Raw genomic sequence first — 11,629 nt, forward strand, 5'->3', positions numbered from 1 at the left:
CCGCGTGTGCCGTCAGCGGGTCACTGCGGCCCGTACTTCCGCCCCGTACGGGAGGAGACGGCCCCCAGCACCCCCCGCGGCACCAGCTTCGCCGCGCCCATCAGCGCCTTGTAGCGCGGGTCGGGGATGGACAGGGTCTTGCCGCGGGCGAGGTCCTGCAGCGCGGCCGCCACCAGCTTGTCCGCGTCGAGCCACATCCAGCCGGGGATGTTGTCCGTGCCCATGCCGGCCCGCTCGTGGAACTCGGTGCGGACGAACCCGGGGCACAGCGCCATCAGCCGCACCCCGCTGCTGCCCAGGTCCCGCGCGACGCCCTGGGTGAACTGCACGACCCACGCCTTGGAGGCGCTGTAGGTCCCGCGCGGGACGAAGGCCGCGACCGAGGCGACGTTGACGACACCGCCGCGGCCCCGTTCCCGCATGGCCTCCGTCGCCGCCGCGGTCAGCCGCAGCACCGCCTCGCAGTGCACTTTCAGCATCCGCAGCTCGTCGGCCATGGAGACCTCGAGGAAACGGCCCTTGTTGCCGAAGCCGGCGTTGTTGACCAGCAGATCGACGGGGCTCCTGCGGTCCCGGAGGCGGTCGGCGACGGTGTCGATGCCCTTGTCCTCCGCGAGGTCGGCCGTCAGCACCTCGGCCTCGATGCCGTGCCGGTCGTGCAGCTCGGTCGCCTGCTCCCGGAGCCGCTTGGTGTCCCGGGCCACCAGCACCAGGTTGTGCCCGTCGGCCGCCAGTCGCCGCGCGAACGCGGCTCCGATGCCTGCCGTCGATCCCGTAATCAGAGCCGTTGTCATGGCAGAAGCGTAGTGACCCGGATCCCATGCGTCCGCTTGCCCGCGGGGCCGTCCGTGGTGGAGGGCCGGTGCGGACCGGCGTGGTGAAGGACCGGTGCGGACCGGCGTGGTGAGCCGCGGTCAGGAGCCGTACGCGTCCCGGTACTCGCGGGCCGCCGTCAGCAGCTCGGGGTGCAGCGCCTCGCCCGCGGCGAGCAGCCGGGGCAGCAGTGCCCGCTCGGTCGTCGCCGCCCGGAAGGCCAGCGCCACGGTCACGTCGTGCCCGGGCCGGTGCACGATCTCGACGGCGTCGCCCGCGCGGATGTCCCCGGGCACGATCACCCGCAGGTACGCCCCGGGCGCACCGCGCTGCGTGAACCGCTTCACCCAGCCCTTCTCGTCCAGGTGGCCCTGGAAGGTGCGGCAGGGGATGCGCCCGGAGGTGATCTCCAGCACCACCTCGGGCCCGATCCGCCACCGCTCCCCGATCAGCGCACCGGAGACGTCCAGGCCCCGGGTGGTCAGGTTCTCCCCGAAGGAGCCGTCGGCCAGGGTCCGGCCCAGCTCGCGTTCCCACTCGTCCAGGTCCTCGCGGGCCATCGCGTACACGGCCTGGTCGTCGCCGCCGTGGTGCTGCAGCTTGCACACCGCGTCGCCGGCGAGCCCGCTCCCGCCGATCCCCTTCGGTCCCGGCGCGGACACCCGCACCGGACGGTCCACCGGCCGCTTGTCGATCCCGGTCACCCCGTCGGGGTTGTCGGTGTACGCGACTGCCTTCGCGCGGCCCAGGTTCACTGACAACAGCTCCATGCCCGCACGCTAGGCGAACGGCCCCCAAAGTGTCGACGCATTATTCGCCTCGCGGTCAAAGGGTCCCTTATCCTCGAAGGGTGATCGAAGCTCGCCACCTCCGCGTCCTGCGCGCCGTCGCGGCCACCGGCTCCTTCTCCGCCGCCGGCCGCGAGCTGGGCTGCACCCAGCCCGCCGTCAGCCAGCAGATGAAGGCCCTGGAGACCTCCGTGGGCACCCCGCTGCTGATCCGCGCCGGACGGGAGATGCGCCTGACCCAGGCCGGCGAGTCCCTCGTGCGGCACGCGGCCGGCATCCTCGCCGGGCTGACGGCCGCGGAGGAGGAGGTCGCCGCCATCGCCGGGCTGCGCGCGGGCCGGGTCCGGCTCGTCTCCTTCCCCAGCGGCAGCTCCACGCTCGTCCCCACGGCCCTCGCCGCCCTGCGCGCGGCCCACCCCGGCACCCGCGTCTCCCTGGAGGAGGCCGAGCCCCCGGCGTCCGTGGGCCTGCTGCGCGAGGGCGACTGCGACGTGGCCCTCGCCTTCCGCTACGAGGGCGCCGCGGGCGCCGAGGAGTGGGACGACCTCGTCGTACGGCCCCTGCTGTCGGACCGGCTCGTCGCGCTCGTGCCGGAACGGCACCGGCTCGCGCAGGCGCGGTCCGTCGCCATCGGCGAACTCGCCGAGGAGCCTTGGATCGCCGGGTGCCCGCGCTGCCGGGGCCAGCTGACCGAGGTGTGCGCGGCGGCCGGCTTCACGCCGCGCATCGACTTCGCCACCGACGACTACCCGGCCGTGGTCGGCCTGGTCGGTGCCGGCCTCGGCGTGGCCGTCCTGCCCCAGCTGGCCGTCGAGTCCGTACGGCCCCGGGGCGTGCGGACCGTGCGGCTGGAGCCGGCGGTGCGCCGGGAGATCGTCGCGCTGACCCTGCCCGATCTCGCCCAGGTCCCGGCGGTGGCGGCGACCCTCGACCAGCTGGCCCGGGCCGCCCGCCGCTGACCCCTCCCACACGCGTCCACAAACCAACGGCACGCGTGCGCGTGCCGGTTAGAGAAACGTTCCTTCAGTTGTTCGAGGCGGTGTGCCCGCCCGATGCCGACGCCGACACCAGCCGGTTGCGCGCCCGCCCCATGAGTTCTTCGCGCTCGTCCTCGGTCAGGCCGCCCCACACGCCGTACGGCTCACGCACCGCCAGGGCGTGAGCGGCGCACTCCGCGCGTACCGGGCACCTCATGCAGACCTCTTTGGCCGAGTTCTCGCGAGCACTCCGAGCCGCACCGCGTTCGCCCTCCGGATGGAAGAAGAGCGAGCTGTCCACCCCTCGACAAGCAGCCAGCAGCTGCCAGTCCCACAGGTCCGCGTTCGGTCCGGGAAGGCGGGAGAAATCTGCCATTGCGTGACCCCTTGTAGCCGTCTTGGGCGGATCCGGTGTCTACGACCGTACAACTACGATCTAAGGAGATGAAAATATGACTCATTGCGAATCTAGCTCCAGACACTGGCAAAGCGGAAGAAATGGGTCTGAATGGGGCATAGGTTGTGATGAAAGTTCGCGGGTCTGCTGCGCATGTCTGCACCGTGTCCGCCCCCTCACGTAGAGTGCCGAAGATGGCGACCGCCCCCGTAACTCTTTCGAGTGACCGTCGTTGAGAGTGCGAGGCGGTTGAAGGAACAAGGGCTCGGGCGGGTGTCCGAGACGGTCGACCGCACAGGTGACGATTTCGTACCAGCCTGGAGGCTCAAGGTGACGCGCATCAGCTGCGGAGGGCGGCCATGACTTCCGTTCTCGTCTGCGACGACTCCCCGCTTGCCCGAGAGGCGCTCCGCCGTGCGGTCGCGACCGTGCCCGGCGTAGAGCGTGTGACGACGGCGGCCAACGGCGAGGAAGTCCTCCGCCGCTGGGGGGCCGACCGCTCGGACCTGATTCTGATGGACGTACGCATGCCCGGACTGGGCGGCGTCGAGACGGTGCGGCGGCTGCTGTCCGCCGACCCCGGTGCGCGGATCATCATGCTCACCGTCGCCGAGGACCTGGACGGTGTGGCCCTCGCGGTCGCCGCCGGAGCCCGCGGCTATCTCCACAAGGACGCCTCCCGCGCCGAGCTGCGCGCGACGGTGACGCAGGCCCTGGCCGACCCGACGTGGCGGCTGGCCCCGCGCCGGCTGCGCTCGGCCGAGATGGGCGCCGCGCCCACGCTCACGGCCCGTGAGATCCAGGTCCTGGAGGGCATGAGCCACGGCCGCTCCAACGCGGAGATCGGGCGCGAGCTGTTCCTCTCCGAGGACACGGTCAAGACCCACGCCCGGCGCCTGTTCAAGAAGCTCGGCGCCTCGGACCGGGCCCACGCCGTGGCGCTCGGCTTCCGATGGGGTCTGGTGCGCTAGAGCCTGTCGTTTGGATCAGGCCGCAGAGAACCGACGGCAGCGCGGCAGCGCCGGTGACGAGTTCCCGGCGCCGGCCGGAGAGCGGGGGCACGTGGATGCCCCCGCGCGGGCCGCACCCGCCCGGGCGGGAGCCGGCCGCCGACGCCTGCACCGGAGGGGACTGGCGAGACCGGCCCGGTCCGGGCCGCGCGCCCGGCAGTCGGCAGCCGACGACCCACCTCCCCCGGATGATCCGAACGGCAGGCCCCGCCGGTGACCGCACAGGTCGCCGCGGTCGCGCTGCGGGCAGGGAACGCCAGGTCGGCAGGGGTGGGCCGGGCGTCGGCCGGGAGCCCGCTGCTTGTTTCGCCGCGGATGCCGCATCCTTGAGGGTGTGGAGTTCCTCGGGGACGAGTCGGTCGAGCGGAAGGGGAGGGCGCAGGGGATGAGTTCCGGCGCACCTGCTCATAACGCTTCGGTGCACAACAACGGGCGCGGTGCCGCGGACCCTTCGGCCGCAGGGCACCATGGACCGATGCGTGACGACGAGGCGGCCCAAGCCCAAGGGGCGATCGGTGCGCTCGTCCACCGCGCCGTCGACGGTGACGAGCAGGCCACGCACGACCTGCTCGCCCACGTCCACCCCCTGGCCCTGCGCTACTGCCGCACCCGGCTGTCGCGTCTGCCGGGCGACGCCCGGCACTTCGTCGAGGACCTCGCCCAAGAGGTCTGCGTGGCGGTGCTCCTGGCCCTGCCCCGTTACCGGGACACCGGGCGCCCCTTCGAGGCCTTCGTCTTCGCCATCGCCGCCCACAAGGTCGCCGACCTGCAGCGCGCGGCGATGCGGCACCCCGGTTCGACGGCCGTCCCGTCCGACGAGATGCCCGAGCGCCCGGACGACTCCCTGGGGCCGGAGGAGCGCGCCCTGCTCAGCAGCGACGCCGAGTGGGCCAAGAAACTGCTGGCCAACCTGCCCGAGAACCAGCGCGAGCTGCTGCTGCTGCGCATCGCGGTGGGCCTCACGGCGGAGGAGACCGGCCAGATGTTGGGAATGTCACCCGGCGCCGTGCGCGTGGCGCAGCACCGGGCGCTGAGCCGCCTGCGCGCGCTGGCCGAGCAGTAGTCCCGCCGAACTGCCGCCGGGTTGAACCGGCGGCGCACCGCTTCCGTACGAACATACGAAGCCCGGAGCAGGGCGGAACCGTGGAATGAGACAGCCCCGCTGCCCGTTAGCATGGACATCCGCACCGATCAAGGCCATTTGGGGAAGGTGTCATGACTGCCAACGTCGACGGAGTGCCCGGTAAATTCGCGACACTCGGGCTGACCTACGACGACGTGCTGCTGCTGCCGGGTGCATCGGAAGTGCTCCCCAACGCGGTCGACACCTCGTCCCGCATCTCCCGCAACGTCCGGGTCAACATCCCGCTGCTGTCCGCCGCCATGGACAAGGTCACCGAGTCGCGCATGGCGATCGCGATGGCCCGCCAGGGCGGCGTCGGCGTACTGCACCGCAACCTGTCCATCGAGGACCAGGTCAACCAGGTCGACCTGGTGAAGCGGTCCGAGTCGGGCATGGTCACCGACCCGATCACGGTGCACCCGGACGCCACGCTCGGCGAGGCCGACGCCCTGTGCGCCAAGTTCCGCATCAGCGGCGTGCCCGTCACCGACGGCAACGGCAGGCTGCTCGGCATCGTCACCAACCGCGACATGGCCTTCGAGTCCGACCGCTCCCGCCAGGTGCGCGAGGTCATGACGCCGATGCCCCTGGTGACCGGCAAGGTCGGCATCTCCGGCCCGGACGCCATGGAGCTGCTGCGCCGTCACAAGATCGAGAAGCTGCCGCTGGTCGACGACGCGGGTGTCCTCAAGGGCCTCATCACGGTCAAGGACTTCGTCAAGGCCGAGCAGTACCCGAACGCGGCCAAGGACGCCGAGGGCCGGCTGATCGTCGGTGCCGCCGTGGGCGCCAGCCCCGAGGCCCTGGAGCGCGCCCAGGCGCTCGCCGCGGCCGGCGTGGACTTCCTGGTCGTCGACACCTCGCACGGCCACAACAGCAACGCCCTCAGCTGGATGTCGAAGATCAAGTCGAGCGTCGGCGTCGACGTGATCGGCGGCAACGTCGCCACGCGCGACGGCGCCCAGGCACTGATCGACGCCGGTGTCGACGGCATCAAGGTCGGTGTCGGCCCCGGTTCCATCTGCACCACCCGCGTGGTCGCCGGCATCGGCGTCCCGCAGGTCACCGCCATCTACGAGGCGTCCCTCGCCGCGCGGGCGGCCGGTGTGCCGCTGATCGGCGACGGCGGCCTGCAGTACTCGGGCGACATCGGCAAGGCGCTCGCCGCCGGTGCCGACACGGTCATGCTGGGCAGCCTCCTCGCCGGCTGTGAGGAGTCCCCCGGCGAGCTGCAGTTCATCAACGGCAAGCAGTTCAAGTCCTACCGGGGCATGGGCTCGCTCGGCGCGATGCAGTCCCGCGGCCAGGGCCGGTCGTACTCGAAGGACCGCTACTTCCAGGCCGAGGTCGCCTCCGACGACAAGCTCGTGCCCGAGGGCATCGAGGGCCAGGTGCCCTATCGCGGCCCGCTGGCCAACGTGCTGCACCAGCTCGTCGGCGGTCTGCGCCAGACCATGGGCTACGTGGGCGCCGCCACCATCGAGGAGATGGAGTCCAAGGGCCGCTTCGTCCGCATCACGTCGGCGGGTCTCAAGGAGAGCCACCCGCACGACATCCAGATGACGGTCGAGGCGCCGAACTACAGCCGCAGCAAGTAGCGGCCCCGCCTTCCGAGGGCGGCTCCGGGGCATCCGGGGCCGCCCTCGTCGTGCCGTCGGCGATACTGGAAGACGCTGCAACGCATCAGGGAAAGGCCACAGACGTGACTGAGATCGAGATCGGGCGCGGCAAGCGCGGCCGCCGGGCGTACGCCTTCGACGACATCGCCGTCGTCCCCAGCCGCCGTACGCGGGACCCGAAGGAGGTCTCGATCGCCTGGCAGGTCGACGCCTACCGCTTCGAGCTGCCCTTCCTGGCCGCCCCCATGGACTCGGTCGTCTCCCCGGCCAGCGCCATCCGCATCGGCGAGCTGGGCGGCCTCGGCGTGCTGAACCTCGAGGGCCTGTGGACGCGTCACGAGGACCCGCAGCCGCTGCTCGACGAGATCACCGGCCTGGACGCGGAGACCGCGACCCGCCGCCTGCAGGAGATCTACGCGGCCCCCATCAAGGAGGAGCTGATCGGGCAGCGCATCAAGGAGGTGCGCGACTCCGGCGTCGTCACCGCCGCCGCGCTCTCCCCGCAGCGCACCGCCCAGTTCTCCAAGGCGGTCGTGGACGCGGGTGTGGACATCTTCGTCATCCGCGGTACGACGGTCTCCGCCGAGCACGTCTCCGGCGCGCACGAGCCGCTGAACCTGAAGCAGTTCATCTACGAGCTCGACGTCCCGGTGATCGTCGGCGGCTGCGCCACCTACACGGCGGCCCTGCACCTGATGCGCACCGGCGCGGCCGGTGTGCTGGTCGGCTTCGGCGGCGGCGCCGCGCACACCACGCGCAACGTGCTCGGCATCCAGGTCCCCATGGCGACGGCGGTCGCCGACGTGGCCGCGGCCCGCCGCGACTACATGGACGAGTCGGGCGGCCGGTACGTGCACGTGATCGCCGACGGCGGTGTCGGCTGGTCCGGCGACCTGCCCAAGGCGATCGCCTGCGGCGCGGACTCGGTCATGATGGGCTCCCCGCTGGCCCGGGCCACCGACGCGCCGGGCAAGGGTCACCACTGGGGCATGGAGGCGGTGAACGAGGAGCTGCCGCGCGGCAAGAAGGTCGCCCTCGGCACCGTCGGCACCCTGGAGGAGATCCTCACGGGCCCGTCCCACACGCCCGACGGCTCGATGAACCTCTTCGGCGCCCTGCGCCGCGCGATGGCCACGACCGGCTACAGCGAGCTGAAGGAGTTCCAGCGCGTCGAGGTCACGGTGGCGGACTCGCAGCACCGGCGGTAACCCGCTCAGCGTGAGAAGGGCCTGGTCACTCGGGGAGTGGCCGGGCCCTTTCGCATGCCCGAGCGGCCTGCCCGGGGGCGCTCGTCGCCGCAGGGGGACGCACGGTTGCCTGCGGGCCGTTCAGGTCGGTGAGCGGCGACGGTGAGCCGCTGATGTCCGTGATCGGCGCCCCGGTTCTTCCGGTGCCCCCTTCCGAGGACATGGTCCGGACCCCGCCCCTGGGATGTCACCGCAAGCCCACTCGCTGGGACCGACTCCGTCTTCGGACGGTGCAGTGCCGGAGGAGGTGGATCTTGCGGATCTTCGGATGGTGAGCGGCCGCCCCCACGAAGACTAGGGGCGGACACTCCGTGATCCATCCAGGGGCCCGCCGCAGTGACCGCTGCGGTGGGCTCCGTCTGTTTTCGTAAGGTACCCGGGCCGGGTGCCGCATGCCAGCAGTCCTCCGGCTGTCGCACCCCACGCGCCCCCCTTCACAACCGGTGCGCCGCCCCCGTGGGGGCCGCCCCCCGCGTGTCCAGCAGGAGCTGCGCCTTCACGGACAGGCCCTGGAGGTCATAGGTGCGGTGCTGCTGGAGCAGGATGGTCAGGTCCGCGTCCGCCGCCGCCTCGTAGAGGGAGTCCGCGCGCGGGACCGGGTGGTCCTGGACGCTCCAGGCGGGCACGTAGGGGTCGTGGTAGCTGACCGCCGCGCCCAGCTCGCGCAGGCGCTGGGCGATCTCGTGGGCCGGGGTGCCCTGGAGGTCGGCGAGGTCGGGCTTGTAGGTGACGCCGAGCAGGAGCACGCGGGCGCCCCGGGCCGACTTGCCGTGCTCGTTGAGCAGCGCGGCGGCGCGCTGGACGACGTAGCCGGGCATGCGGTCGTTGACCTGCCGGGCCAGTTCCACCATGCGCAGTCCACGGCCGCCGAGGACGGTCAGGTCCTGGGGGACGGAGTGCCCGCCGACGCCGGGGCCGGGGCGGAAGGCCTGGAAGCCGAACGGCTTGGTCTCCGCGCAGCGGACGACGTCCCACAGGTCGACGCCCAGGTCGTGGCAGAGGACGGCCATCTCGTTGACGAGGGCGATGTTCACGTGCCGGTAGTTGGACTCCAGCAGGTGCACGGTCTCCGCCTCGCGGGTGCCACGCGCGCGTACCACCTTGTCGGTCAGCCGTCCGTAGAAGGCCGCGGCCGACTCGGTGCAGGCCGGGGTGAGGCCGCCGATGACCCGGGGGGTGGTGGCGGGGGTGACGTCCCGGTTGCCGGGGTCGACCCGGCTGGGGGAGTAGGCCAGGTGGAAGTCCCGTCCCGCGCGCAGTCCGGAGCCCTCTTCGAGCAGCGGGCGCAGGAAGTCCTCCGTCGTCCCGGGGTGCACGGGGGACTCCAGGATCACCGTGGTGTGCGGGCGCAGGTGCGCGGCCAGGGTGCGGGCGGCGGCCTCCAGCCGGCCGAGGTCGAACCCGCCGTCCGCCCCGGGAGGGGTCGGCACGCACAGGACCGCGGTGCGCACCCGGCCGAGTTCCGCCGGGTCGGTGATGGGCCGGAAGCCCCCCGAGAGCAGCCGGCGCAGTTCCGCGGGGCTGAGCGAGCCGGCGTCGGGGCCCGTCCGGTAGCCGATGGTGGGGATGCCGGCGGCGACGGCGGCCTGCGCCAGGGGCAGGCCGTACGGGCCGGGTCCGATCACGGCGAGATCTGCGGGCATGGCGGTGGCCGTCCTTCCCGATAGCCGAAGTGGGACAGGGGCGCAAGCCCTGTGGACAGGACGGGCGAGCGCAATGTCAGACTAGGAGTAAATATGACCGTTATGTGGGATTGCCCGGCCGAGTTTCGGCGAGTGTTCCGCGGACGTTGTCCACAGGCTGAGGATCCGTGGTGGCTGAAGTCGGGCAAGCCCGTCAGAATTTGGGCATGGGGGTACGGACGGGGCTGTGCCCGACGGGTGCGGCCGGCGCGACCGAACAACGCGGGAGGCAGCGGTGAGGACAGCGACACTCGGACCGGCGCAGCGCGCCGAGTCCCTCGCATCTATGGCCGAGCGTGAGCTGGACGTGCTGGTCGTCGGCGCAGGCGTGGTCGGTGCGGGCACCGCGCTCGACGCCGTCACCAGAGGTCTGTCCACGGGCCTGGTCGAGGCCCGCGACTGGGCGTCGGGCACCTCCAGCCGGTCCAGCAAGCTGATCCACGGCGGCCTGCGCTACCTGGAGATGCTCGACTTCGCGCTGGTCAGGGAGGCGCTGAAGGAGCGCGGCCTGCTGCTGGAGCGGCTCGCCCCGCACCTGGTGAAGCCCGTCCCGTTCCTGTACCCGCTGCAGCACAAGGGCTGGGAGCGGCTCTACGCCGGGTCGGGCGTCGCGATGTACGACGCCATGTCGATGGCCCGCGGGCACGGGCGCGGTCTGCCGATGCACCGTCACCTGACGCGCTCTCACGCCCTGCGGGTGGCGCCCTGCTTGAAGAAGGACGCGCTGGTCGGGGCGTTGCAGTACTACGACGCCCAGATGGACGACGCCCGCTACGTGGCGAACCTGGTGCGCACGGCGGTGGCCTACGGCGCCAAGGCGGCCAACCGCGCCCGGGTGACGGGCTTCCTGCGCGAGGGCGAGCGGGTCGTCGGCGCCAGGGTGCAGGACGTCGAGGGCGGCGGCGAGTACGAGATCCGCGCCAAGCAGGTCGTCAACGCCACCGGCGTGTGGACGGACGACACCCAGGCCATGGTCGGCGAACGGGGGCAGTTCCACGTCCGCGCTTCCAAGGGCATCCACCTGGTCGTGCCGCGCGACCGCATCCACTCCACGACCGGGCTGATCCTGCGCACGGAGAAGTCCGTGCTGTTCGTGATCCCCTGGGGCCGGCACTGGATCGTCGGCACCACCGACACGGACTGGGACCTCGACAAGGCCCACCCGGCCGCCTCCAGCGCCGACATCGACTACCTGCTGGAGCACGTGAACTCGGTGCTCGCGGTGCCGCTCACCCGGGACGACGTCCAGGGTGTGTACGCGGGGCTGCGGCCGCTGCTCGCGGGCGAGTCGGACGCCACCAGCAAGCTGTCGCGCGAGCACACCGTGGCGCACCCGGTGCCGGGGCTGGTCGTGGTGGCGGGCGGCAAGTACACCACCTACCGGGTCATGGCCAAGGACGCGGTGGACGCGGCGGTGCACGGGCTCGACATGCGCGTCGCCGAGTGCGTCACCGAGGAGGTGCCGCTGCTGGGCGCCGAGGGCTACCGCGCACTGTGGAACGCGCGGGCCCGGATCGCCGCCCGGACCGGACTGCACGTGGTGCGCGTGGAGCACCTGCTGAACCGGTACGGAGCGCTGACCGAGGAACTCCTCGACCTCATCGCCGAGGATCCGGCCCTGGGCGAGCCCCTGCCGGCGGCGGACGACTACCTGCGCGCCGAGATCGTCTACGCGGCCTCGCACGAGGGCGCGCGGCACCTGGACGACGTGCTGACGCGGCGGACACGCATCTCGATCGAGACCTTCGACCGGGGGACGCGCAGCGCCCGGGACGCCGCCGAGCTGATGGCGCCGGTCCTCGGCTGGGACAAGGACCAGATCGAGCGCGAGGTGCAGCACTACGAGAAGCGGGTGGAGGCCGAGAGGGAGTCGCAGCGCCAGCCCGACGACCTCACGGCGGACGCGGCCCGGCTCGGGGCACCGGACATCGTGCCGCTGTGACACCGACACCCCCGCCGGCCGGCCCCGGGCT

At 72.1% G+C, this 11,629-nt stretch carries 10 protein-coding genes; 6 read left to right on the forward strand and 4 right to left on the reverse strand.

Going from position 1 to position 11,629, the window contains the following annotated elements:
- Positions 1-20: 20 nt before the first annotated feature.
- Positions 21-794: an SDR family NAD(P)-dependent oxidoreductase gene (locus ACZ4M5_RS08710; RefSeq protein ID WP_467734445.1), complete on the reverse strand. Its 774-nt coding sequence runs from the start codon at positions 792-794 to the stop codon at positions 21-23.
- A 120-nt stretch (positions 795-914) separates the two neighbouring features.
- Positions 915-1,583, reverse strand: coding sequence for an MOSC domain-containing protein (locus tag ACZ4M5_RS08715; RefSeq protein ID WP_467734447.1), 669 nt, complete (start codon positions 1,581-1,583; stop codon positions 915-917).
- 80 nt (positions 1,584-1,663) lie between these two features.
- Between ACZ4M5_RS08715 and ACZ4M5_RS08720 the strand changes: the two genes are divergently transcribed.
- On the forward strand, positions 1,664-2,560 hold the full coding sequence (locus ACZ4M5_RS08720) for a LysR family transcriptional regulator (RefSeq protein ID WP_467734449.1): 897 nt from the start codon (positions 1,664-1,666) through the stop codon (positions 2,558-2,560).
- A 64-nt stretch (positions 2,561-2,624) separates the two neighbouring features.
- On the opposite strand, the gene ACZ4M5_RS08725 is transcribed toward ACZ4M5_RS08720, so the two are convergent.
- On the reverse strand, positions 2,625-2,954 hold the full coding sequence (locus tag ACZ4M5_RS08725; RefSeq protein ID WP_004927066.1) for a WhiB family transcriptional regulator: 330 nt from the start codon (positions 2,952-2,954) through the stop codon (positions 2,625-2,627).
- Between the two features lie 380 nt (positions 2,955-3,334).
- Between ACZ4M5_RS08725 and ACZ4M5_RS08730 the strand changes: the two genes are divergently transcribed.
- The 4 genes from ACZ4M5_RS08730 to ACZ4M5_RS08745 all read left to right on the forward strand — a co-directional run bounded on the left by ACZ4M5_RS08730 (position 3,335) and on the right by ACZ4M5_RS08745 (position 7,935).
- On the forward strand, positions 3,335-3,946 hold the full coding sequence (locus ACZ4M5_RS08730; protein ID WP_003948568.1) for a response regulator transcription factor: 612 nt from the start codon (positions 3,335-3,337) through the stop codon (positions 3,944-3,946).
- A 514-nt stretch (positions 3,947-4,460) separates the two neighbouring features.
- On the forward strand, positions 4,461-5,048 hold the full coding sequence (locus ACZ4M5_RS08735) for a sigma-70 family RNA polymerase sigma factor (protein WP_031133064.1): 588 nt from the start codon (positions 4,461-4,463) through the stop codon (positions 5,046-5,048).
- A 152-nt stretch (positions 5,049-5,200) separates the two neighbouring features.
- Positions 5,201-6,706 carry an IMP dehydrogenase gene (guaB, locus tag ACZ4M5_RS08740; protein ID WP_398107006.1) on the forward strand — a complete coding sequence of 502 codons (1,506 nt, stop codon included), beginning with the start codon at positions 5,201-5,203 and terminating at the stop codon, positions 6,704-6,706.
- Between the two features lie 104 nt (positions 6,707-6,810).
- Positions 6,811-7,935: a GuaB3 family IMP dehydrogenase-related protein gene (locus tag ACZ4M5_RS08745; RefSeq protein WP_467734452.1), complete on the forward strand. Its 1,125-nt coding sequence runs from the start codon at positions 6,811-6,813 to the stop codon at positions 7,933-7,935.
- A gap of 473 nt (positions 7,936-8,408) precedes the next feature.
- Here the strand turns inward: ACZ4M5_RS08745 and ACZ4M5_RS08750 are convergent, their stop codons facing one another.
- On the reverse strand, positions 8,409-9,617 hold the full coding sequence (locus ACZ4M5_RS08750; RefSeq protein WP_467734454.1) for a nucleotide sugar dehydrogenase: 1,209 nt from the start codon (positions 9,615-9,617) through the stop codon (positions 8,409-8,411).
- A gap of 274 nt (positions 9,618-9,891) precedes the next feature.
- Between ACZ4M5_RS08750 and ACZ4M5_RS08755 the strand changes: the two genes are divergently transcribed.
- The gene (locus ACZ4M5_RS08755; protein ID WP_467734456.1) at positions 9,892-11,598 is read left to right on the forward strand and encodes a glycerol-3-phosphate dehydrogenase/oxidase; all 1,707 of its coding nucleotides are present in this window, start codon (positions 9,892-9,894) and stop codon (positions 11,596-11,598) included.
- Positions 11,599-11,629: the final 31 nt, after the last annotated feature.

It is taken from the genome of Streptomyces sp. NPDC026246 (assembly GCF_055567995.1).